27 protein-coding genes, 1 tRNA gene and 1 pseudogene are annotated in these 23,385 nt (G+C 38.2%); 21 read left to right on the forward strand and 8 right to left on the reverse strand.

Going from position 1 to position 23,385, the window contains the following annotated elements; all coding sequences use genetic code 11:
* Nucleotides 1–230 precede the first annotated feature (230 nt).
* From DVW83_RS00190 to DVW83_RS00200, 3 genes are read right to left on the reverse strand one after another with little or no spacing between them, the layout of a single operon-like run.
* On the reverse strand, nt 231–1,028 hold the full coding sequence (locus DVW83_RS00190; RefSeq protein ID WP_104660104.1) for a TPM domain-containing protein: 798 nt from the start codon (nt 1,026–1,028) through the stop codon (nt 231–233).
* Nucleotides 1,025–2,236: an ATP-binding protein gene (locus DVW83_RS00195; RefSeq protein WP_104660105.1), complete on the reverse strand. Its 1,212-nt coding sequence runs from the start codon at nt 2,234–2,236 to the stop codon at nt 1,025–1,027. The genes DVW83_RS00190 and DVW83_RS00195 overlap by 4 nt, the downstream gene beginning before the upstream one ends.
* 22 nt (nt 2,237–2,258) lie before the next feature.
* On the reverse strand, nt 2,259–3,509 hold the full coding sequence (locus DVW83_RS00200) for an SPFH domain-containing protein (RefSeq protein ID WP_104660106.1): 1,251 nt from the start codon (nt 3,507–3,509) through the stop codon (nt 2,259–2,261).
* A 265-nt stretch (nt 3,510–3,774) separates the two neighbouring features.
* Here DVW83_RS00200 and dnaX point away from each other — a divergent pair, with 265 nt between their 5' ends.
* From dnaX to rsmI, 9 genes are all read left to right on the forward strand, one after another.
* Nucleotides 3,775–5,514, forward strand: a complete 1,740-nt coding sequence (gene dnaX / locus DVW83_RS00205; protein WP_104660107.1) for a DNA polymerase III subunit gamma/tau — start codon at nt 3,775–3,777, stop codon at nt 5,512–5,514.
* 52 nt (nt 5,515–5,566) lie between these two features.
* Nucleotides 5,567–5,878, forward strand: a complete 312-nt coding sequence (locus tag DVW83_RS00210) for a YbaB/EbfC family nucleoid-associated protein (RefSeq protein ID WP_104660108.1) — start codon at nt 5,567–5,569, stop codon at nt 5,876–5,878.
* A gap of 24 nt (nt 5,879–5,902) precedes the next feature.
* Complete coding sequence (gene recR / locus DVW83_RS00215) at nt 5,903–6,499, forward strand: recombination mediator RecR (RefSeq protein WP_104660109.1); 597 nt, start codon at nt 5,903–5,905, stop codon at nt 6,497–6,499.
* Between the two features lie 61 nt (nt 6,500–6,560).
* A complete protein-coding gene (gene tmk / locus DVW83_RS00220; protein ID WP_005878275.1) occupies nt 6,561–7,205 on the forward strand; it encodes a dTMP kinase in 645 nt (214 codons plus the stop codon).
* A gap of 14 nt (nt 7,206–7,219) precedes the next feature.
* The gene (locus DVW83_RS00225; protein ID WP_104660110.1) at nt 7,220–7,549 is read left to right on the forward strand and encodes a cyclic-di-AMP receptor; all 330 of its coding nucleotides are present in this window, start codon (nt 7,220–7,222) and stop codon (nt 7,547–7,549) included.
* A gap of 8 nt (nt 7,550–7,557) precedes the next feature.
* Entirely contained in the window at nt 7,558–8,496 is a 939-nt protein-coding gene (gene holB, locus DVW83_RS00230) for a DNA polymerase III subunit delta' (protein ID WP_137238890.1), read from the forward strand.
* A gap of 33 nt (nt 8,497–8,529) precedes the next feature.
* Nucleotides 8,530–9,354 (forward strand): PSP1 domain-containing protein, encoded by an 825-nt coding sequence (locus DVW83_RS00235; protein WP_104660112.1) that lies wholly within the window; start codon nt 8,530–8,532, stop codon nt 9,352–9,354.
* Complete coding sequence (locus DVW83_RS00240; protein WP_005878284.1) at nt 9,347–9,694, forward strand: DNA replication initiation control protein YabA; 348 nt, start codon at nt 9,347–9,349, stop codon at nt 9,692–9,694. The genes DVW83_RS00235 and DVW83_RS00240 overlap by 8 nt, the downstream gene beginning before the upstream one ends.
* A gap of 61 nt (nt 9,695–9,755) precedes the next feature.
* The gene (gene rsmI, locus DVW83_RS00245) at nt 9,756–10,628 is read left to right on the forward strand and encodes a 16S rRNA (cytidine(1402)-2'-O)-methyltransferase (protein ID WP_104660113.1); all 873 of its coding nucleotides are present in this window, start codon (nt 9,756–9,758) and stop codon (nt 10,626–10,628) included.
* 144 nt (nt 10,629–10,772) lie between these two features.
* On the opposite strand, the gene DVW83_RS00250 is transcribed toward rsmI, so the two are convergent.
* Entirely contained in the window at nt 10,773–11,117 is a 345-nt protein-coding gene (locus DVW83_RS00250) for a thioredoxin family protein (protein ID WP_104660114.1), read from the reverse strand.
* Between the two features lie 236 nt (nt 11,118–11,353).
* Here DVW83_RS00250 and DVW83_RS00255 point away from each other — a divergent pair, with 236 nt between their 5' ends.
* The 5 genes and pseudogenes from DVW83_RS00255 to DVW83_RS00280 all read left to right on the forward strand — a co-directional run bounded on the left by DVW83_RS00255 (nt 11,354) and on the right by DVW83_RS00280 (nt 16,521).
* The gene (locus tag DVW83_RS00255; protein WP_104660115.1) at nt 11,354–12,277 is read left to right on the forward strand and encodes a permease; all 924 of its coding nucleotides are present in this window, start codon (nt 11,354–11,356) and stop codon (nt 12,275–12,277) included.
* Between the two features lie 10 nt (nt 12,278–12,287).
* The gene (locus tag DVW83_RS00260; protein ID WP_137238892.1) at nt 12,288–13,178 is read left to right on the forward strand and encodes a TIGR03943 family putative permease subunit; all 891 of its coding nucleotides are present in this window, start codon (nt 12,288–12,290) and stop codon (nt 13,176–13,178) included.
* Nucleotides 13,179–13,242: 64 nt separating this feature from the next.
* Nucleotides 13,243–13,317 (forward strand): annotated as a pseudogene (locus DVW83_RS15885) (DUF3788 family protein); the annotation flags it as partial.
* Nucleotides 13,318–14,210: 893 nt separating this feature from the next.
* Nucleotides 14,211–14,951, forward strand: a complete 741-nt coding sequence (locus tag DVW83_RS00275) for an ABC transporter ATP-binding protein (protein ID WP_104660212.1) — start codon at nt 14,211–14,213, stop codon at nt 14,949–14,951.
* Nucleotides 14,944–16,521: an ABC transporter gene (locus DVW83_RS00280; RefSeq protein WP_137238894.1), complete on the forward strand. Its 1,578-nt coding sequence runs from the start codon at nt 14,944–14,946 to the stop codon at nt 16,519–16,521. Before DVW83_RS00275 ends, DVW83_RS00280 begins: the two co-directional genes overlap by 8 nt.
* A gap of 134 nt (nt 16,522–16,655) precedes the next feature.
* On the opposite strand, the gene DVW83_RS00285 is transcribed toward DVW83_RS00280, so the two are convergent.
* Nucleotides 16,656–17,132, reverse strand: coding sequence for a threonine/serine exporter family protein (locus DVW83_RS00285; RefSeq protein WP_081134867.1), 477 nt, complete (start codon nt 17,130–17,132; stop codon nt 16,656–16,658).
* Between the two features lie 15 nt (nt 17,133–17,147).
* A complete protein-coding gene (locus DVW83_RS00290) occupies nt 17,148–17,900 on the reverse strand; it encodes a threonine/serine exporter family protein (RefSeq protein ID WP_123862533.1) in 753 nt (250 codons plus the stop codon).
* Between the two features lie 120 nt (nt 17,901–18,020).
* Here DVW83_RS00290 and DVW83_RS00295 point away from each other — a divergent pair.
* The 5 genes from DVW83_RS00295 (at nt 18,021) to DVW83_RS00315 (ending at nt 20,484) form a co-directional block, all read left to right on the forward strand.
* Nucleotides 18,021–18,091, forward strand: a tRNA-Gly gene (locus tag DVW83_RS00295).
* A 378-nt stretch (nt 18,092–18,469) separates the two neighbouring features.
* Complete coding sequence (locus DVW83_RS00300; protein WP_104660215.1) at nt 18,470–19,186, forward strand: DNA/RNA non-specific endonuclease; 717 nt, start codon at nt 18,470–18,472, stop codon at nt 19,184–19,186.
* Between the two features lie 267 nt (nt 19,187–19,453).
* A complete protein-coding gene (locus DVW83_RS00305) occupies nt 19,454–19,720 on the forward strand; it encodes an IreB family regulatory phosphoprotein (protein ID WP_005878304.1) in 267 nt (88 codons plus the stop codon).
* Nucleotides 19,717–20,148 carry a Holliday junction resolvase RuvX gene (gene ruvX, locus DVW83_RS00310; RefSeq protein ID WP_104660216.1) on the forward strand — a complete coding sequence of 144 codons (432 nt, stop codon included), beginning with the start codon at nt 19,717–19,719 and terminating at the stop codon, nt 20,146–20,148. Before DVW83_RS00305 ends, ruvX begins: the two co-directional genes overlap by 4 nt.
* A 24-nt stretch (nt 20,149–20,172) precedes the next feature.
* Nucleotides 20,173–20,484: a DUF1292 domain-containing protein gene (locus DVW83_RS00315; RefSeq protein WP_005878307.1), complete on the forward strand. Its 312-nt coding sequence runs from the start codon at nt 20,173–20,175 to the stop codon at nt 20,482–20,484.
* Between the two features lie 82 nt (nt 20,485–20,566).
* Here DVW83_RS00315 and DVW83_RS00320 read toward each other — a convergent pair whose 3' ends face one another.
* A complete protein-coding gene (locus tag DVW83_RS00320) occupies nt 20,567–21,715 on the reverse strand; it encodes a site-specific integrase (RefSeq protein WP_104660217.1) in 1,149 nt (382 codons plus the stop codon).
* Between the two features lie 47 nt (nt 21,716–21,762).
* Nucleotides 21,763–22,326 carry a helix-turn-helix domain-containing protein gene (locus DVW83_RS00325; RefSeq protein ID WP_104660218.1) on the reverse strand — a complete coding sequence of 188 codons (564 nt, stop codon included), beginning with the start codon at nt 22,324–22,326 and terminating at the stop codon, nt 21,763–21,765.
* Nucleotides 22,327–22,503: 177 nt separating this feature from the next.
* On the opposite strand from DVW83_RS00325, the gene DVW83_RS00330 reads away from it, so the two are divergent.
* Together DVW83_RS00330 and DVW83_RS00335 are read left to right on the forward strand one after the other, a co-directional pair.
* Nucleotides 22,504–22,713 carry a helix-turn-helix domain-containing protein gene (locus tag DVW83_RS00330; protein WP_104660219.1) on the forward strand — a complete coding sequence of 70 codons (210 nt, stop codon included), beginning with the start codon at nt 22,504–22,506 and terminating at the stop codon, nt 22,711–22,713.
* A gap of 2 nt (nt 22,714–22,715) precedes the next feature.
* Nucleotides 22,716–23,381, forward strand: a complete 666-nt coding sequence (locus tag DVW83_RS00335) for a Rha family transcriptional regulator (protein WP_137238896.1) — start codon at nt 22,716–22,718, stop codon at nt 23,379–23,381.
* Nucleotides 23,382–23,385 lie beyond the last annotated feature (4 nt).

The following is a 23,385-nucleotide window of genomic DNA, read 5'->3' on the forward strand; positions in this document are numbered from 1 at the left end:
TTACACTGTTCAAAGAATTTAATCCTACAGTATAAAAGAACGGTAAAAGTGTTTAGAGATTCTTTGAGAGACACTGAGTAAATGTAACGCAAAAGTGCACTGATTCAGTCAGTTTTTGAGGATTATACCGGTAAAAGAGGCTTTCAGTCGTAGAGAAAACCACCCGTGTGAACGGGTGGTTTAGAGTTCAGTGATATGGGAAAATGGGACTATTGAAAAGATGATCACTGTTAGAAGCTTCGTCCGCCTCCCCCAAAAGTGCCGCCACCACTTGAATGGGTGGTGCTTCCGCCTCCGCCACTGCCAGGTGGGGGACTTTTTGGGATACGGCGGGTAGTGACGAATGAGTTCGTTAAGCGATCCGTTTTGTCCGTTAATTTTATTGTTGATTTTTCACGGAACGGGTATTTATACGTACCAGATTTCAACTGATACCTTGAAACTGTCACAAAGTAGAAGACCAAGCTTAAAACCAAAGCAAGGACAATCGAAATCACTATTTCAACAGGTGTTAGGACTTTATAGCGAGTGATTTTACCTGTTTCTTCATCCACGCGATAATGACCGCCTGGTACGCCATCTGCGACATATTCACTTGCCTTTGTCAGATAAGTTTGCGCCGCTTCGTAATATGCATCGTTTGACATTTGATCGTAAACATCGTCAAGGATAGCATCAATTCGATTATCATCTAGATAGTCGATCATATTCCCTGAAGTAGAGATATAGATTTCACGTTGGCCCATATCTAGTAGTAGGACGGAGCCGTTATTGTCGTTGCCGACTGCATTTCTTAGATAATCATCAGCAAAATCACGTGGTTCTTCGGAATTCGAAGTTGTCGTCACAATTAAGACTTGCCCCTTGATTTTTTCATTTAGAGGCTGAACTTGTTTTTCTAAGGATTGGATCTGTTCTTGAGTGAACAGGCCAGCTTCATCGTTGATCGGCGGTGTGGCAGCTTGAACAGAAGAGGTCCAGAACAAGCCGATAGCTGTCAAGAAAAATAGGAGAATTTTTTTGTTCATATTAGATACCCTCCAATCATAAAGAGGATTGCTAAGACGGCAAAGATTCCAAAGACTGTCAGACCAAGTTTTTTGTGACTGATGGGTAAAACACCACTGACTTTACCTGTTTGTCCATTCATCGCATAGTAGTAAACTTTTTTATTGCTATCGCTGCTACGATAGGTAACTAGCCATACAGGGAGAAGAACATACTCATTTTTCTCGCTTGTGATGTCCACAGAGGCATGGACGTTCGTTAGTGTCGTATAGCCACTTGCAGTATCTCGTAGTAGTTTTTCTGAATAGTCTTGAAGCTCAGATTGGACTTGCGATTTGATTGCTTGATATTCAATATCACGTTTTTCAGCTTGGAAGCCAGCCAAATACTGACTTTTAAAGTCGATGGCTTTCTCTAAAGGAAATGGTTGAACAGTTTCTACCATTTTTTGTTGGGTATTTTTTGATAAGGCATTTTTTACCAACTCTTTAAAAGAGAGAGAACCTTCTCTGTGTACAGCAAACTGTTTTGTTTCCGTATATTCGATATCACCGACACGCCAGATACGGATAACAGTTCCATTTGCTTGTAAAGAACCATCTACGGTAGCATCAGTTGCCCAATAAGGGAAGTAGACTCCTGTTAATTTATCTATTTGGTCTTTGTTGAAAAAAGCTTTGGGAACAAACCATTTTTTCTTTGTCCACGCTAAGAATTTAGTGATGGCTTCTTCTTTTTCTACAGCAAAGGGTAGGACTTTATTCGGTAAAAATTTGCCACTCAGTCGTCCGGACAAAACGACCGGATTATGACAATAATAGCAATAAGTTGCTGCAGTCGTTGCATCTGTCACGATTTCTGCACCACAGCTTGGACAAAGAAACAATTCCATTGTTGCCTCATTATCCTCATTTTCCATCGTTCCAGTTGGTGTTGCATCATCTGCAGAATCAGATAGTCCACCAGATTCTGCGAATGCTTTTTTCTCTGCATCGTCCATCTGATCTAGTTGTTCTTCGGCAGTAAAGGTAAATTGATCGGCTCCGTTTTCCTCAGCAGAAGTTTGCTGCGTTTGGGCACCGCGAGCTTCTTTTTGTTCTTGTTCATATTGACTAACTTCTTCTTCCGTATAGATATTTAGACAGTAATCACAATGGAATTTTTGATCGTTGGGGTCAAATGTTAAGGGACCACCACAGTTGGGACATTTATGCGTAAGAACATCCATCCGCGCCACACCTTTCTAATACTTAATCAAGTGGGATACCTTTGAATGGTTTTCCGCAATTTGGACAAAACTTAGGGATACCATTTGAAAGATCCACGATTTCATGACATTCACTACATTTCATTTGTAATTTCGGTTGGACGTTTGCGACAGGTTTTGCTGTACCACAGTTCGAGCAGAATTTACCTGTATTTTCTGTGCTGCAGACAGGACAAGTCCAAGTGTTTTCGTTGCCTTGAGCTGCTTGTTGATTTTGTTTTTCTGCTTGTTGTTGGTTGATCTGTTCTTGATTATTTTGTGCAGCTTGTGAAAGGTACGTGCCATTTGCATTCATGCCCATACCCATGCCCATAAAACCAGTCATAGCACCAGCATCATTTTTGCCAGCAGCTTCCATTCCACGAGCGATTGATCCTTGGACGTAACCTTCTCGGATGCTAGGATCGCCTAACATAGCGCCTTCGTTTCTCATATTGATCAATTTGACAGAGTCATCTGTATAGGAAATACTTGCGACCGCAACAGAAACGATTTCCATTCCACGTAGCTCGTTCCATGAGTCATCCAAGACATTTCCCATATATTTACTTAATTCTAAACTTTTAGAAGGAACGTAAGAGATACGTTGTCCATCTGCAGACATTTGGTTGATTGCAGATTGTAAAGCGGTTAAAAATTCTGCTAAATATTGTTCGTTGATATCCGAGATATCCACTTGTGTTTTGTTTTTAGGGATAGCATTGGTATAGAATAAGATCGGATCAGTGATATGGATCGAATACGTACCATGCGCACGTAAAAACAATTCAGCGTTATAAAAATTATCAAAGTAATTGAGTGGTGAACTTGTCCCAAACTTGATTCCTTTTATTTCTTGCAGATTGATATAGAAAACCTGTTGTTTCTGAGGTGTGACACCGCCAAATTTGAAACGGTCGAAAGTTTCTGCAATCGCGCTTTTCAATGAACCATTGAACATTGAGGGAGCAGAATCATTTTTGATCGTATAGTAGCCTTCTTCAGCAGTATAATCGATGATTTTTCCACCATCTACGAGAAGCATCATCATATTTGGATAGACATGGACCACTGAACCATCTGTCAGAACATCTGCTGTGCCTTTTCGGTTTGACCCACGTTTGTCATCTTTTCGTACTTTTACGCCCTTTGTCATGACGGTGGTGTCGCTCATATCATCAGGTTCAATGACCTCGACCCACTGATCTGCTAATCCGCCGCCGATCATGCTTGTTGCTGCTTTGATAAGACCCATAAAAAATTCCTCCCTAATGAAAGTGTTGTTGTAATAGATTGATGATTTCATTATACCATAGGGGAAATGAAAAGCGCTCGGTCGAAAGATGTAGAATCAGACTTCGAATGAAAGAATTTATAGGGAAAAAGCACTCTTATGTGGGAATAGTTAATGAACGAGCAACGATAAAAAAAGCAGAAACTACACGAGAACTATAGTAGTTTTTTTTTCTAAAATCACGTATAATAAAAGATAGTGAATTTTTAAAAAAAGGGGGATCCTCATGGCATATCAAGCACTTTATCGCGTCTGGCGTTCCCAACGTTTTGACGATATCGTTGGACAAAAAGCAGTTACCCAGACCTTGAAGAATGCTATCGTTTCCCACAAAACTTCTCATGCTTATCTGTTTACAGGACCACGAGGAACTGGTAAAACGAGTGCAGCTAAAATTTTTGCAAAAGCAATCAACTGCCCAAATAGTAAAGATGGTGAACCCTGCAACCAATGTGAAATGTGTCAATCGATTACTGCAGGAACGCAAGAAGATGTCATTGAAATCGATGCAGCAAGCAACAATGGAGTAGAAGAAATCCGCTTTATCCGAGATCGAGCCAATTATGCACCTACTAAGGCAGCGTACAAAATCTATATCATAGACGAAGTACATATGCTTTCTACTGGAGCATTCAATGCCTTACTTAAAACATTAGAAGAACCAAAAGAAAATGTTATTTTTATTTTAGCAACCACTGAACCGCACAAGATTCCTGCAACAATCATTTCAAGAACACAACGATTTGATTTCAAGCGGATCACCGCAGCAGATATCGTTGAACATCTGAAATTTATTTTAGACCAATCAAATATCATGTATGAAGAACCAGCACTGGGCGTGATCGCAAGAGCTGCAGAAGGCGGGATGCGGGATGCTTTAAGTATCATGGATCAAGCAATCTCATTCAGTGATGGGACCGTTACTTTGGATGACGCGATGCAGGTGACCGGAAGTCTGACAAATGAGATGATGGATGCGTATCTAAGTGCGTGTGTGAATAAAGATGTTCCTAAGGCGTTAGAGGCGCTGACCAATATTTTGGCAGCTGGGAAGGAATCTCGCCGTTTCTTAGAGGACCTTTTACAATACTGTCGGGATCTATTGATGTTCCAACAAGCACCGAACCTTTTAGCAGAACAAACGACATCTATCAGAGAGCCTTTTGTGGCACTATCTAAAGAAGTCACAGCTGATCGCTTATTCCAAATGATCCGCATATTGAGTGACACACAAAATGAGATTCGTTTTACGAACAGTGCAACGATCTATCTAGAAGTAGCGACAGTCAAATTAGCACAGGCTCCTAGTGGCAATGGTACAAGCCAAGAAAGCGGAGTAGATGATCAGCTTGTGAAGCAGTTGCAAAAAGAAATCAGTGAACTAAAAAAAGAAATCAGTGCTATCAAGACCAGCGGAGGTGCCAATCAAGCACCTGCCAAGCAAACGCACGCACCTGTTCAGAAAAAGCAAGCAAATACGTATCGCGTACCAACTGAACGTGTTTATAAAGTATTAAAAGAAGCGACAAGAAAACATTTGAATAATGTCAAAGAAGTCTGGGACGATCTGCTAATGAGCCTATCTGTGACTCAACGAGCGATGCTAAAAGCAAGTGAACCTGTTGCTGCTAGTCCCAATGGGTTAGTGATTGCTTTTGACTATGAGATCGTCTGTCAACGAGCAGCGAATGATGAAGAACTAAAGCTTTCGATCCATAACAACCTTAGTCGGATGATCCAAGATTATGCACCAGAGCCAGTTTATATCACCCGAGAAAGCTGGCCTCTGATCCGTAAAGATTATTTGATCCAAGCAAAAGACAGTGGTACAGAAGATTCATTTGCGCCAGAAGATGAATCACAAGAAATCGAATTGATTCCTCAAAATGAACCGCAAGAAGAAACGATCGTTACAAAAGCAGAAGAGATATTTGGACCTGACATTGTGACTATCGTCGATGATTAACAAGTGATTATAGAATGAATAGCAATTAAATGAACTAAAGGAGAATGATATTATGATGCGCGGAATGGGCAACATGCAAGGTATGATGAAACAAGTACAAAAAATGCAAAAAGAAATGGTACAGGCACAGGACAAATTGAATGAAACAGAATTTACTGGAACAGCTACGAATGATTTAGTCAAAGTCGTTTTTACTGGTAACCGCCGCATGAAAGATCTACAAATCAACGAAGGTGTCGTTGATCCGGAAGATACAGAAATGTTACAAGATTTAGTGATCATGGCAGTGAATGATGCACTTGCAAAAATCGACGTAGAAACTGAAAAAACAATGGGAAAATACACAAAGGGCCTACCCTTCTAATTTTTCCTAAAGGGGTAATGAAAGATGCAATATCCAGAACCAATCGCAAAGTTGATCGACAGTTACATGAGACTTCCAGGTATCGGTCAAAAAACAGCAACGAGATTAGCTTTTTATACGATCGATATGAAGGATGAAGTGGTCAACGAATTTGCCAAATCTTTGCTAAGTGTAAAACGTGATCTTCATTTTTGTAGTATTTGTGGAAACATCACCGAAGAAGATACATGTGAGATCTGTAAAGACCCTTCACGAGATCGAGGAGTCATTTTGGTGGTAGAAGAACCTAAGGATGTCATGGCTCTAGAAAAAATGCGTGAATATCATGGCCTTTACCACGTGCTACATGGTGTGCTTTCTCCAATGGAAGGAACTGGACCAGAAGACATCAATATTTCTTCGCTTCTTGAACGATTACATGATGCACAGGTCCAAGAAGTGATCATTGCGACAAATGCTACGACAGAAGGTGAGGCAACGGCGATGTATCTTTCCCGATTGATCAAACCAGCTGGCATCAAAGTGACACGTCTAGCACATGGCTTGTCCGTTGGTTCAGATATTGAATATGCCGATGAAGTAACGCTTTTGAAAGCTGTCGAGGGCAGACGCGAGTTATAAATTGTTATAAACTAAATTTTTCAGCTACAATAGAGAAGGAACACGAGATGGGGGCAAAAATGTGAATGGACTATTTATCACGATCGAGGGGCCAGATGGTGCAGGTAAAACAAGTGTTTTAAATGAACTATTCCCTCTTTTGAAAAAAGTAGCAAAAACAACGATCATTCAAACAAGAGAGCCAGGAGGTATCCCGATTGCGGAAGAGATCCGCTCAGTGATTCTCGATCCAAAAAACGATCGAATGGATGAGCGGACAGAAGCATTGCTTTACGCAGCAGCTAGAAGACAACATCTAGTCGAAAAAGTCCTACCAGCGCTATCTAAAGGGTATATCGTCTTATGCGATCGCTTTGTGGACAGCTCACTAGCCTATCAAGGGGCTGGTAGACGGATCGGTATTTCTGAGATTGCTCGACTGAATGAGTTTGCTACAGAAGGTACGACACCAGATTTTACTCTTTATCTTGATGTTGATTCAGACACTGGGTTGCGTCGCATTGAAGAACATCGTCACAATCAGATCGATCGCTTAGATTCTGAAGGGCTTGAATTTCATCAACGTGTGCGTCATGCATATTTGAAGTTGGCAGAGGAAAATCCTGAACGCATCCATAAGATCGATGCAAGAAAGAGTTTTGAAGATGTTTTGCAAACTAGTTATAGAGCGATTATTGAACAATATCCACAATTTTTTGAAAATTAGGAAGGTGACTGTATATGAAAATCATTTTAGCTATTATTCAAGACAAAGACAGCAACCGTTTATCAAATGAACTGATCGATGCCAATATTCGTGCGACAAAACTATCTTCAACAGGTGGTTTTTTGAAAGCAGGGAATAGTACATTCATCGTAGGGATCGAAGATGACCGTGTGGAAGATGCGTTAGAGATCATCAAAAAAACTTGCGAATCCAGAAAACAGTTTGTGTCGACCCCAGTCACTTTAGACATCTCTATGGATGGTGGCGTTCCTTATCCAGTAGAAGTTGAAGTAGGCGGAGCAACAGTCTTTGTATTACCAGTTGAAGGATTTTACCAATTTTAGGAGGAGCTATGGATCAAGAATTTACTCTAGATCAAATGCAGCCTATCGTGTATCAACAGCTTCAACGCAGCTTTTGGCATGGGCGACTCGCTCATGCTTATCTTTTTGAAGGAGAAAAAGGTACGGGAAAACACGAGATGGGGATTTGGTTAGCACAACATCTTTTTTGTACAGATATGAAAAATGGACTTCCTTGTGGCACTTGTAATAATTGCCAGCGGATCCAAAATCAGGAACATCCTGATGTGTTAACGATCGAACCAGAAGGTCAAACCATCAAAGTGGATCAAATCAGACGGCTGCAAACAGAATTTAGCCGAAGTGGTTATGAGTCACGCAAGAAAGTTTTTCTTATCAAAGAAGCTGAAAAGATGAATAGTAGTGCGGCCAATAGTTTATTGAAATTTCTAGAAGAACCACTAGGAGAATTTTTGGCGATCCTCGAAACAGATTCAGTCGGGAGAATCTTACCAACTATCCAATCAAGGTGCCAAATCCTCCATTTTCAAGAATTGTCTAAAGAGGTATTGATCCACAAACTGCAAGAAGCGGGGATACCTGTGGAAAAAGCAAAACTTTTGGCGTTCTTAACCAACAGTTTCACAAAAGCAGTTGAAATATCGCAGAATGAATGGTTTAATGATGCTAAGGATTCGATTCAGCAGTGGTTTGTGTACATGAAAAGCAATGATACACAAGCATTCATCTATGTGCAAAAAAAGTTGATAAAGTTATTTAAAGAAAAATCACAGCAGTTTACGGCTTTATCGATCTTACTATTTTATTATCAAGAGGCATTAAAGCAAGCCCTAGAGAAAGACAAAATCATGCAAGTAAAAAAAATCAATCAGACGATCGAGCGTATATTATTTGCAGAACAAAAACTGAGAAGCAATGTCAGCTTTCAAGCAGTAGCAGAACAATTGGTGCTACGAACGATCAACTAAAAAGTAGCGAAAGAAGGATCAAGGGGGAAGGAAATGGTCGAAGTAGTAGGTGTCCGTTATAGAGATGCAGGTCATATCTATTATTTTTCACCTGGTGATTCAACGTATTATTATCGAGAAAAGGTTTTGGTTGAATCTCAGAAAACCTTACATATCGCAACTGTTGCCGTTCCCAAAATAGAAATGGATCCAGAGGACTTGCCAGATAAAGTTAGTCCCATTTTGCATAAAGCAACAGAAAACGAGCTGAAGAAAGATAACAAAAATAGAGAAGATGCGAAACGTGCGTTCAAAATCGCCAAAGATAAAATAGAAAAACATCAACTTGCGATGAAGATCGTACGTGTAGAATATACATTGGATCGCAGCAAACTGATCTTTTCATTTACAGCAGACGGACGTATTGATTTTCGTGAGTTAGTCAAAGATCTAGCTGGGGTATTTCGCACGCGTATCGAACTTCAGCAAATCGGTGTGCGAGATGAATCGAAATTGATCGGTGGGATTGGTCCCTGTGGTCGTCCGTTGTGCTGTGCCTCATTTTTAGGAGATTTTGTTCCTGTTTCGATCAAGATGGCAAAAGATCAGGGGTTGTCATTGAACCCAACAAAAATCTCTGGATTATGCGGACGTTTGATGTGTTGTCTGCAGTATGAGAGCGAAGAATATGAACGAACAAAAAAAGAACTCCCTGACTTTGGAAACGTAGTAGATACGCCTGATGGTAAAGGGAAAGTCGTTGGATTGAACCTTCTTAATCGTCTTGTAAGAATACGATTAGTTGGAAGGGAAAATCCTGTTGAATATGAATGGGACGAATTAAAAAGTTTCATCAAAGTAGGTGAGATGAATGGATAAACGATCATTATATGACGGATTGAATCAATTAGAATCAGAGCTTAGAAATACTTTGACTGAATTGGTCGAGATGAAACAAGCCTTACATGAAATTGTTGAAAAAAATACAACGCTAGAGATGGAAAATCAGCGTTTAAGAGAACATTTGCGCGAATTGAACCAAGCAGCACAAGCACCAGCAGAAAATGTGAAACAAGAACTTTCAAAATCACGTATGAATTTAGAAAAGATTTATGAAGAAGGCTTCCATGTCTGTTATGATCTTTATGGTTCAAGAAGAGAAAATGATGAACCTTGTGCCTTTTGTTTAGAAGTCATCTACCGTGAGAGCGGACGTTGATCAAAGTAAATAATAGACTGGAGTAGAAAATCCTGCTCCAGTTTTTTATAGGAGATAAAAAATGTTTAACCAAAAAAGTTTTAGAGGAAATCACACAACAGGAACACTTTACTTAGTACCTACGCCGATAGGAAATTTGGAAGATATGACTTATCGAAGTGTTCGGATGTTGCAAGAAGTTGCATTGATTGCAAGTGAGGATACGCGAAATACGCAAAAATTATTGAATCATTTTGAGATCCATACGCCTCAGAAAAGTTTGCATGAACACAACTATAAAGAGCGTATTCCTCAATTTCTGGAAGTATTGAAAAACGGTCAGTCGATTGCTCAAGTCAGTGATGCTGGCATGCCTTCGATCAGCGATCCAGGGCACGAATTGGTAGTTGCTTGTATCGAAGAAGGTATTCCTGTTGTTTCCTTACCAGGTGCAACGGCCGGCATGACAGCGCTGATTGCTTCTGGTCTACTGCCACAACCATTCCTATTTTATGGATTTTTAGGAAGAAAGAAGAAAGAGCAAGAAAGTACATTGAAAAAATTAAAGAATCATACGGCAACACTGATTTTTTATGAATCTCCTTATCGAATCAGTGGGACTTTAAAAAACATGTTAACTGTTTTAGGAAATCGTCAGGTCGTATTATGTCGCGAATTGACGAAAATCCATGAAGAATATTTGCGGGGAACTATCGAAGAATTGCTTTCGTATATCGAGGACCAACCAATAAAAGGGGAATGTTGTCTTCTCGTAGAAGGAAGTACAGGGATTCAGGAAGAAACAATTAAGATTGTCGGTTCATTGAAAGAGCAAGTGGAACAATTGATTGCAGAAGGCAAAAAAACCAATGAAGCAATCAAAGCCGTAGCCGTACAAAACGGATTAAAAAAGCAAGAAGTCTATCGCCAATTTCATGAATTAGACGAGGAATAAACTGGAAATCGTAATGATCTCTTCAATAAATGATGGCTCATTGCCAGATGATGTTGGTGAAGTTCACCAGCATCAAAAAGTATAGAGCCCTAAAAAGAGCGTTCCAAGAGTTGTAGCTAACTCTGGAACGCTCTTTTATGACACTTACTTAAATAAGTCCTCATAACTCAGTTGACTCTCCGTATCCAATTGTTCAAACAGGCGTGTCAAACGATGGAAATCTATGAAGCGTGCTTGACGTTCGATCTCCTTTTGCTCATGAAAAATCAAAATAACTGGAGCAGTCAATACTTGGAACATACTAGCCACTTCTGGTGTTTCTACAGCATCCAAGTGAAAACTTGGAAATGCATAGTGGGACAATAATTCTTCAAAGCGAGGCTTTACAGCATGACAAACACTGCAATTTGGCATCGATAAGTAAACAGCAACAGTTTCTGCTTGAGTGAGTGCTGCTTGGACTTCAGATAGATCAGTTGTTTTTTTCATAGGATCATTCCTTTCTGGTAGCAATCAGCAAGTTATTAAATTAACCAGTAATAAGAAAGCTACGAAGAAAATACTGTTCTTATTTAAACAGAATTACGGAATATGTCAATTGAATTGCTTTTTAGATAAAAACGAAAAAGTAAGAGTTGTGTAAATTATAACAACTTCTCTTGTTTTTTTTTAGTGGAAAGCGTATAGTATTTTGGCAAATGTAGCTTAAAGTAAGGGGAGAAATCATGTTTTCTTTTTTACCAAATTCGGTTTTGCAGATGAGTACGATCTTTTTATCGATCGTGATCGAAGCACTACCATTTGTATTATTGGGTTGTCTCATCTCTGGGGCCCTCCAAGTTTTTTTAACACCAGAAAGAGTGAAACGTTGGCTACCTAAAAATCGGTTTTTATCGATTTTAACTGGCTCAATCTTAGGTTTTTTCTTTCCTTCCTGTGAGTGTGGTATCGTTCCCATCGTTCATCAATTTGTAAAAAAAGGCGTTCCTGTACATACTGCTTTCGCATTTATGCTTACTGCGCCGATCATCAATCCGATCGTGATTTTTTCTACTTTTATCGCTTTCGGTAACTCATGGGTAATGGCAGGTTGGCGGATGCTTGGTAGTTTTGTTGTAGCACTCATCATAGGTATTTGGTTAGCCTATTTCCAAAAGGAATCTGTATTAAAAGAGAAGATAAGCCAAAAAATTGAAACATCCACGCACCATCATCATGAAATCGCTGGAATAAAGACAAATAAAGTGAAACGATTCGGACAGCAAACAGGACACGTTTTGACTCATAGCATTGATGAGTTTTTTGACACAGGCCGGTATTTGATTATTGGTGGGCTGATTGCTGCTGGTATGCAAACCTATTTACCAACGCGAGTGATGTTGACTCTTGGGTCGACAAAAATCTTGGCGATCGTCATTATGCTGATACTTGCTTTTACAATGTCCCTCTGTTCAGAAGCAGATGCCTTCATTGGTTCATCCTTACTAAGTCTATTTGGGACCGCACCAGTTGTGGTATTTTTAGTATTTGGTCCAATGGTTGACATCAAAAACCTTTTGATGATGAAACGTTACTTCAATGGTCGTTTCATTATCTCGCTGATTGCTTTGATCGCCATCAGTGTGATTGGCTTTACATTATTCATCTAGGAGGGAAAACATGCTACGATTTTTGATACTATCCGGTTATTTTGAATTGATGATGTACCTGCAAGTATCAGGTAAGTTAGATCAGTACATCAATGTCCATTATCGTTACTTAGCGATCCTTTCGATGATTTTGTCTGCATTACTTGCGCTTGTCCAATTATACGTTTGGGTCAAAAGTGATTCAGCCAAAAGGGATCATGACGAGCATCACCAAGACGAGCATCACCAAGACGAGCATCACCAAGACGAGCATCATCATGAAGAACATGATCATGGTCTATCGACTCCTTGGCAACGTGGGATTGCTTATGTTTTACTGGCTTTGCCTATCATTGTCGGCACACTTTTTCCAACAGTTAGTTTGGATACGACGATTGTTGAAGCAAAAGGGTTCAATTTTCCAGTAAGCAAAGAATCAGTTGGCGATCCAGAAATGCAGACACAATATTTGAAACCAGATACCAGCATTTATTTCAATAAATCAGATTACTTGGATCAGATGAATCAGTTGAAAGCAAAATATGGTGACAAAGAAAAAATCACGATCACTGATGAGAATTACTTAGAAATCATGGAATTGATTTATAATTATCCAAGCGAATTCATTGGTAAAAAAATATCCTATGAAGGCTTTGTGTATCAAACGCCAAACGGGGAACAGGAAGACAGCTTTTTATTTCGTTTCGGCATCATTCACTGTGTCGCCGATTCAGGAGTTTTTGGACTACTCACACACATGCCCGATAGGATATCGATCAAAAACGATGAGTGGTACAAAGTCGAAGGAACGATCCAATCCGATTATTATGAACCCTTTAAGCGAGAAATCCCTTCGGTTGAAGTAAGCAAAGCAACCAAAGTCGCTGCGCCAAAAAATCAATATGTCTACCGATCATTTTAATGAAAGTGTAAAGAAAACTTTGTGACGAAAAGAGGTCGAGACAAAAGTTGTTTCGGTTTGAGAAATTGGAGAGAAAACGAGGCTGGGACAGAAGTGTTTAACTCCGAGAAACAAGAAGAAATTCACGAAAATTACTTTTTAAATTTTTGTGAATTTCGGCTTATTTAAGAAGGCGTTGCTTCTGCTCCCACTGTTTATCTGTTTTTTAAGAATGAGATAAAAGTGTTTCTTACTTTTGTCCCACGTTCTTTTCGTCACAAGTTTTTTTGTATGGATTATTTTTTCGCTGATCTAAGTAAAAGTGAGAGTTGCACTTTTTACTGATTGATATCGATTACATATATATTAGTATCGTACCATATAGACAAAATCAATAAAAAATTTTTCTATCATTGAGGAAAAGAAGCGATAGAAAAGGTCACTTTAAACAACTGTTTGTGATTTGACTTTTTGCATGTTTCCGTTAGAACATCAACGTATGCCTGAGAAATAATGCAAGAAGAAATTATCCATGAAGAAAATCAAATTTTCGAAAACTTTTTCATTTATCTTACTCTTTACGCTTTTCTTGATCTTTCTAAGTTACTATGTCAATCGATCGACCGAAGAGATACTAGAAAATATTAGTTATACTTATATTTTAGGATTGTATTTCTTTTGGTTAGGTACTTGCCTCCCTAAACTAAACAAGCTACTTGCCCGTATTTTTCTAGTCATAGGCAGTTGTTTTTATTTGTATCTTTTCCTTTATTATATGACCGGATTTCATAACCCATATTGGGGGAACTGATCAAAGCAGTCACTGGAGGCAATATCAGTAACCGACCGAATACAGATGATGAGTACCTGTTTACTCGAACGATCTGATTCTTATACGCGCGACATGTTGATCATGATTTCACTTTCGATAAGTGGGATGAAATCAGCATGTTTTTTTGTTGTATTTCATCTTTCTATGCATTTTACATATTTACGTATTCAAAATGAAAGCGTACAATAGAAAAAAATCACAAATGAAAAAAGAGGTGTAAGATGATTGAATTTTGGAATTTGACAAAGAACTATGGGAAAAAAGTAGCTTTGAAAGAGTTAACGTTAACGATTGAGCAAGGGAAAATATTTGGATTTTTAGGTCATAATGGTGCAGGAAAATCAACTACGATCAAAAGTCTAGTAAGTATTATCGAACCTTCTTCTGGTTCAATAGTGGTCGATGGCAAAGATTTATCGACAAATCGTTTAGAAATAAAAAAGAAGATCGGCTATGTACCGGATTCGCCAGACATATTTTTGCAATTGACGGCTGGAGAGTATTGGGATCTGATTGCTGCAGCTTATGAAATAGAACCGGCACAAAAAGAAAAACGTTTAGCTGAGTTGACTACACTTTTTGATCTGGGGAGAAATCAGGAAGAGACAATCGCAAGTTTTTCTCATGGAATGAGGCAAAAAACGATCCTGATCGGAACCTTATTGCCTGATCCAGATATCTGGGTGTTGGATGAACCACTGCAAGGACTTGATCCCCAAGCGGCTTATGATCTGAAAGAAATGATGAGAGCGCATGTGGCAAAAGGAAAGACCGTGATTTTTTCAACTCATGTACTAGATACTGCGCAACAATTGTGTGATAAGATTGCTATCTTGAAAAAAGGAGAGCTGATCTATCATGGAAAAGTACAAGATTTATTGAATGAATCGCCAGCGGATACATTAGAGACGATCTATTTGAAAATGGCGGGGAGACAATCCGCAGGTGAGACGTATGAATAAACAACAACTGATCGAACTGATCCGTGTCAATCTTTTATACGTAAATCCGCAAATGACTAATAAGGCTCGAGAAAAAGGAAAGAAAGGAAAAAGTCTTTCACGTTATTTGATGTTACAGTTTGTGATTTCTGGCTTAGCATTTTTATTGATTTATAGTGTTACCATGTTTGCTATAGATTTTAATCGCATGCCAGGTTTTTTTACTTACTATGTGGCACTGTTTAGCTTATTGGGATTGTCACAAAGTATTTCTGTTATCTATAACATCTTTTTTGAAGGAACCGATCTTCAAGCATTTCTACCTTTGCCATTTAGACAGAGTCAACTATTCCTATCGAAGATCTTAGTAGTAGCGATGACTATCGCTCCCTTTGTTTTCCCGTTACTTGTGTTATTCCTATTAACTGGTTGGCGGGCGCAACACTTTTTTCTAGTGACGATTTTCTTCGCATTCTTATTATTTGCGCTATTTCTTATCTTGCTTTTTTGCATCGCTAGCTTACTCGTCTTTGGACTTGCGCAAACATCATTGTTCAAAAAACATAAAAAAGCAGTGACTAGTCTTTTACTTGGTGGGTCGATGGTCATTGCAGTAGTTGGAATCATGTGGATGAATCATCAGACGGTTGATATTAGCGTAGGCTTGACTGATCGACAACCGCTCGTGTTTCTTTTACCTTTTTATCATGTGATGAATCAGCCGTTTTCTACAAATGGGCTACTCAATCTTGGTATCATTTTGGTAACAGTTCTCGTGTTGTCATTTGCCATTCGCTCATTGATCGTACCAAAACTAACTGATCAGCTAACTGCGTCAACAACTGAGGTAAAAGCGAAGCGTAAACACAAAAAAGATCAGACCTTACGACAATTATTGTTTAACTACAATATGCAGTTAGTCGAAGAGCCTAGCCTGATCTTACAAGTTATTTCATCCTCGTTAATAACGCCGATTATTTTTATTATTGCCTTTGCTGTGGGGGATGGGATAAATTTAAGTACACTTGATATTCGTTTGATCGGGGTAGTTTTTTTCACTGGAATCGTCTTAGCTTCCTTGACGGTCAATCAAACATCCTTTGTCAGTAATCTGATTTCTTTAGACCAAGAAAATTATTTGTTCATCCGTTCATTGCCACTCTCCATGAAGCGCTATTTAAAAGAAAAATTTCGTTTTGGTTGGTTATTACAGAGTTGCCTATCAGGAGGAATTGCGATAATAGCTGGCTTGATTTTCCGCTTACCGCTTTTTTTTTTACTTAGTTTCTTACTAGGTACCTTAATTGGCACTTACATCTTATCACTGCGTTACTTTGCCCGAGACTATCGACTGCTTCTATTAAATTGGACGAATATCAATCAACTCTTTACCCGTGGAGCAGGAACCCTAGGATTGGTAGCGATGTTGATGGGGACGATAATTGGTAGTGTGATCATCCTAGTTATCTATGGAATTACTACACTCATGTTTCCTTTCTGGATCGTTAATGGGATTGCTTTTGCTATCCTCATCCCTGGTGTGCTTTGGCTTATTCGATACTACCAAAAGAATTTTTGGGAAAAACTATAAAATAGGTGATAGAGTGGAAAAGAGGCCGAGACAAAAGTCGTTTATTCGAGAGTCTGTAGCAAAACTGATTTTAGATTTGTCTCGACCTCTTTTTATATTGGAGAAAGAGCGTACTTCATTTCTCATACTGTTGATTATTTGATTCGTTTTTTTCTTTTTAACAGTATTGATTCTCTCTTGACTTTGAAATTGCGGATGTTATGGTTGAAGACTTCTGATAGAACTAGTCCTAATGCGATCGCACCAGCAATCATAATGGCTTGGACAGCATAATTCGCTGCCTCTTGGTAGGAACTTGTCACGAGATTTCTGACCGCCTGATAGGCTAATCCACCCGGAACTAATGGAACCATGCCAGGGATATTAAAGATAGTCACAGGCATTTTTAAGCGTTTAGAGAAAATGTTACTGATGAAAGCCACGCCAAGGGAACCCAGTAATGAACCAAAAGCGGGGCTACCGCCAAAATCAACACAAGTCCAATAGATCATCCAACCGAATGCACCGGATAGACCACAGTAGATCAATGCTCGTCTAGGAACATTGGTGATGATCGCAAAAGCTGCAGTAGCTAAAAAGCTAAATAAGAATTGAATAAATAGATTCCACATCATCATGTTCCTTTCCTAATAAAAAAGTTGGAAGATAAAGGCGATTGCAAAGCCAATCATCGTAGCTGTCATCATGGCTTCTGTTCCTCTGGAAACACCAGAAACATAGTGTCCAGCAAGTAGATCACGGATGGCATTCGTGATTTGTACCCCAGGGACAAGGGGCATGACACAACCAATGATGATCAAATCCTGATTGATTCCAAGACCAATTCGAGTACTAAGGATAGCGGCTACACCAATCAATAAGGAAGAAAGAAACTCAGATAAGAATTTAATACGGAAAAATTTCAAACTGTATAAATAAATTGCATAGCCAATTCCGCCAATGATCACAGTAATTGGTAAATCACGCATTTCTCCACCAAACAGCACCATGATCGTTCCACTAATGATCGCTGCGCTGACAATCTGAAGCCAGACGGGGAAGAAAGAGCGATCTTTGTCGATTTCTTGTAATTCTTGGTACAATTCGTCTAGTGTCAGCTGACCGGCAACATATTTTCTGGATAAATTGTTCACTTTAACAACCTTTTCTAAATTAATCGATCGGTTCGTGATCTGCTCCATACGAATCGTCGACGTTCGATCAAATCCAATGAAGAGTCCAGTTTGTGTCACATAGCTAACTAAGCGATAACTGCCGGAGGCAAGAGCAATCCGACTCATCGTATCTTCTACCCGATACATTTCAGCATTGCTTTCCATCATGATTTTTCCAGCCAATAAGCAGGTATCAAGTAATAAATTCAATTCTTTTTCCGACATAGCATCTTCTCCATTAGTTCATTTATTGCCTTTATTTTACTACAAACAGGTGAAAAAAGATAAAAACAAATAAAAACTTGAGTCTGAAAAAAATTAGGCGTATACTATTATTCGTGAGATGCGGGTGTAGTTTAGTGGTAAAATCCCAGCTTCCCAAGCTGATGTCGCGGGTTCGATTCCCGTCACCCGCTTATAGGAATTTTTGAATGAAGAGGTCGAGACAAAAGTCGTTTAGGTTTGAGAAATTGGAGATAAAAACGAACAATACGTTTTTGGTATTGCTCGTTTTTTTTGATATTTCCGAAAAACCTGACTTTTGGCCACCGTTTATTCGGAGTTAGAGTCTGTGGCAAAACTGATTTTTAGTTTTGTCCCAAACTCTTTTTTTGTCGTCAGAAATAAACAGCAAGCAAAAAGCCGATCTGTGGCGTATTTTATTTGTGAAGAAGACAAATAGAAAAGAACGATAAAAACAGGTAAATTACGTCAATTAAATAAATTTCTTTATTTTAAAAAAGGGGAACGTATGTTAAAGTTTAGAATAGTTGTTTTAGTAAAGGAGTAAAGAAATGGGAAAAAAATCATCAAAAGCAATTATGGGGATCGTTGTGGCAATTTTAGCTGGTGCACTTGGTTTATCAACACAAAAAGATTCCGATATAGTCCAACAAATCACTGGAATATTCGAGTCAACGCCTCAAGCCTCTAAGATAGCCGATGTTCCCGAATATGATGGAAAACATCAAGAAATCGAGATCAATAATAACCAACCGGATTTTTCCAAAGAAGATCTAAGCTTGTCAAAAGGAACATGGCAAAGCTATTCAAATATCGACCGTCTGAATCGTGTAGGTGCTGCGAACGCTATGTTAGGTAAAGAATTGTTTCCTAAAGAAAAACGGGAAGCTTTGTATGTCGATCCAACAGGATGGAAACAAAAGAAACTAAGCAATGGGAAGTGGTTATATAATCGTAGCCATTTGATTGGCTATCAGTTAACTGGCCAAAACAATAATATCAAAAACTTGATGACTGGGACACGTTCATTGAATGCACCTTATATGTTGGCACATGAAAATGATATCGCAGCTTATATCAAAGAAACCAATCATCATGTACGTTATCGGGTAACCCCGCATTTTCAAGGGGATGAATTGGTAGCAAGAGGGGTACAACTGGAAGCAGAAAGTATCGAAGACAAAAAAATCGAATTCAATGTCTTTATTTATAATGTTCAAGATGGTTATACGATCAACTATGAAACTGGTCAAGCAACAAAAAAATAGAGCAGTATTGAACAGATATATTCGAAAAAAGTGTGAAAATCTTGAAGAAAAATCGAAAAAGCTTATGTTTATTTAAATTTAGCGTATACTTAGTTTAGAATAACTTTAAATGAAAGGATTTGAATGAAGGTTATGGTATGCTAATGTAGCATATATTCTCAAATTATCTATAAGTTTCTGAAGATTTGTTTGTAGTTTTGAGCTACTTCGAGTAAAATAAAGGTGTATAAGGTAAATGGATTACCTTTGGGAAAGAGGTGTAGAATCATGGGTTTTACAGATGAAACCGTACGTTTTGGTTTTGATGATAGTCGTAAAAAAGAAGTCAGCGAAACATTAGCGATCGTTTATCGGGCTTTAGAAGAAAAAGGCTACAATCCAATCAACCAGATTGTGGGCTACTTACTTTCTGGAGACCCGGCCTACATTCCTCGTTATCGTGATGCACGTAATTTGATTCGCCGTCACGAGCGCGATGAGATCATGGAAGTAATCGTTAAAGATTATCTCACGAACCATGGAGTAAATCTATGAGGGTCATGGGCTTAGATGTAGGCTCAAAAACAGTCGGAGTCGCTGTTAGTGATCCTTTTGGGTGGACTGCTCAAGGCGTAGAAATCATTCGGATCAATGAGTCAGCTGAAGAGTTTGGCTTTGACCGTCTGAAAGAATTAGTGGAAGAATATGAAGTCGATCGTTTCGTCGTAGGCTTGCCTAAAAATATGAATAATACGGTTGGACCAAGAGCGGAAAGTTCGATCGCTTATGGAGAAAAAATCGAAGAATTGTTTTCCTTGCCAGTTGATTATCAAGATGAACGTTTGACCACTGTTCAAGCTGAACGAATGTTAGTTGAGCAAGCAAACACGTCACGAGCAAAAAGAAAAAAAGTCATTGATAAGTTAGCCGCTGTAATGATTTTACAAAATTATTTAGATGGTTCAGGGAAAAAATGGTTTTAACATAAAATGAAAAGAGGGAATCTTATGACAGAAAATAATCATACACATGACCACGATCACGAAGGACATGAGCATATCACATTAGTTGATGATCAAGGAAATGAAACATTATACGAAATCTTATTAACAGTAGATGGCCAAGAAGAATTTGGACGCAACTACGTGTTACTTTATCCAGCAGGAGCATCTGAAGATGAAGATGTCGAATTACAAGCTTATGCATACATCGAAAATGAAGATGGTACAGAAGGCGAACTAGAACAAATCGAAACAGATGCTGAATGGGACATGATCGAAGAAGTGTTCAACACATTCATGGCTGAAGAAGAAGAATAGTTAAAATATGTGGGAGAAACCTTGTTACGGCAGGGTTTCTCCTGTTTTATTTTTCTTTTGACCAAGAAATTGACCAAGATAATTAGAAATTTAGATGTGCTACAAGCTTTTCAATAGCTTTATCTTTAGTCTCTTTGCTAAGGTGCCCATAGGTATCCATAGTCATACTTATAGATGCGTGACGTAGTCGGTCTTGAACTTCTTTCATGTCTGCTCCAGCATCTAATAACATGCTAGCATGAGTGTGTCGTGTAACATGGATACCTAGGAATGGAACCCCACATTTTTCTGTGATTGTTTTCATGCGAGAGAAAATAGCATGATGGGTAATCATTTGTTTATAGATACCACAGAAAATCATTGTTGGATCCGTAATACCAAGATTAAGCATATACTTGCGCTGATTAATCTGCCATTTCTTTAGGATTTTAATTGTTTCAGAATCAAGAGAAACCTTAGCAGCGCTTTTGTCTGTTTTAGGATCACTAATTTTATAGCCGTGTTTTGTTTGACTCAAAGTTTTGTTGATAAGAACATTATTACCTTCAAAGTCTATATCTGACCAATTGAGTGCTAGGGCTTCACTGATTCGGCAGCCACTGTAGAATAAAAAGCGTAACAATGTTTTGTTATAGTCATTGCTATAGTTTGGCTTTAATGAGTTTACATAAGCAAACAATGTCCTTAGCTGTTCTTTAGTGTATACTTTAATAACACCGCTATCAGTGACTTTCTTTTCACGTTTTGGCATCATGATATGAGCTAAAGGGTTGTATTGTATTATACCCAGATTGATAGCATACTCAAAAATCCGTTTTGCATTAGAATGCAAAACTTTATATTGATCGGTTTTCTTTGCCCAATCATTAACGATTTGTTGCGCTCGCTTTACAGTAACCTCTTTAATTCGTAAATCACCATATACCGGTAAAATCCATTTGTTAAACTTGATTTCAGTTTTAATAAATGTTACTTCCTTAACAGTCGTTTTATATGTTTCAAGCCACAATTCATATACTTGTTTGAAAGTCTCTTTTTCATCTTTTTGTAAGCCGTTTTCTTCATAGTCAAGTTTTAGCCGTGATAGGGCTAGCTTGGCTTCTTTTTTTGTGCTGAAGCCACGTCTTGTGGTGTGTATTTCTTTTCCTGTTATAGGGTCAGTACCAAGGTAGCCCTTAAAGAGCCATGCTTTTGTACCGTTTTTCTTTTCGTATTGTTTAAATGTTGCCATTGTTTTTCCTCCCAGTACCTAACGTGGGGCGTTTGGTATGTATGGGATCAGTCACGAGTTTCATTGAATAATTCTATTTCTCTAAAAGCATACTTATCTAATATTTTGATTAATTTCTTCCTATCCTTATAATATTGTTCTTTTTTTTCTTCAGGGTTAAGTTCAGTATGGTTACTATTAATAGAATAATCACCGATAAAGATTCCACTAACTATTCTACTAGCATAGGCAAAATCTTTAGCTATACATGCAGTTCCGTCACTAGATTCATCTACGACTTCCATCCAAGCAAGTGATAAACGGATTAAAGTATCTGTAATTGAACCAGAAATTTTATTTTCAGAGTCGCTAATTAAACCCATTAGGATATCGAAAAAAGGATCTACGGTATTCAAGTATTTTTCGTTTATTTCTGTGCGATAAATACTAGCACCTAGCAAGTAAGCAACAGATACTTCAAAATAATTAGCTATTTTTTCTAAAGTATCCTTCTTAGGTTCGCTATCGCCATTCTCATATCTGCTTAAAGTAGACTTTGGTATGTTTAGTTCATTACTCAAGTCTATTAATGTCATTTTTTTTTCTTTTCTTAATTCTTTTATTCTATTCACTCTTATCGCTCCTTTCTCCTATAATACTTCAAAATACTTCAAAACAAGAGTACACATTTTTTTTATTAAATGCAATATTTTTCCCAAAAAATGAGAAAAATATTGACTTCCCAATTTGTGGGAATTATAATATAACCATCTAATCCCATAAAATGGGAAAAAAGAGGGGGTGAACAAATGTTTGAACTTGATTTAGAAATGATTGCAAAACTTCGAGAACGTCGTGCGCGAAAGAATATCACTCTTGCACAAGCTTCTGAAGAAACAGGAATTTCAGCTAAGACATTAGGAAAGATAGAAAATGAGAAAATTTTATCTGTCCGTAAAACAGTCTATAAAAAGTTAATTGACTGGCTAGTCAACGAGAAAATTTATAAGGAGGGCTAGAAATGAAAGACTTAGTATTTTTACAGTCAGAAAACTTAAACAATGATCCATTTACTACAGATGAAGTTATCGCTGAATATTCGGGTAATAGTAGAGAAAGTGTTACACGATTAATAAGAAAATATCAAGGTGATTTAGAAGAGTTTGGAACGTTCGGATTTGAAATCCGACCTATGCCAAGTGGTCAAAAAGCAAAAGTGTTCCATCTCAACAGAGAACAAGTAACACTGCTTATTACCTATCTTGATAACACCGAACCAGTTAGAAATTTTAAAAAAGAATTAGTTAAACAGTTTTATGAGATGGAAAAAGAGCTAATGGCAAGAAGGTTAGAACGAATCAAAGGTAAACATATCCGGTGTTCTATGACAGATGCAATTAAAGAAGCTGGATTTAGTGGTCATTTTTATAAACATTTTACTGATTTAGTTTATAAGAAAGCATTGGGCTTCAATGCTAAACAATTACGTGAAGCGAGAGAAGCAAACGCTAAAGCAACCCCGTTAGATTTCCTTACAACTAAAGAACAAGCGGCTGTTAATCAAATTGAAGAATTAGTATCGAGTCTTATTCAATTAGGGCGTTCCTATGATGAGATTAGGGATATTTTAAACGTGGGGATTGTCTTGTATCAAACCACGCTTAAAATGCCTGAAATGGCTCATTAGGGAG

The sequence above is a fragment of the Enterococcus sp. VV15 genome, from assembly GCF_005236045.1.
GTDB classification, from domain to species: Bacteria; Bacillota; Bacilli; order Lactobacillales; family Enterococcaceae; genus Enterococcus_B; species Enterococcus_B durans.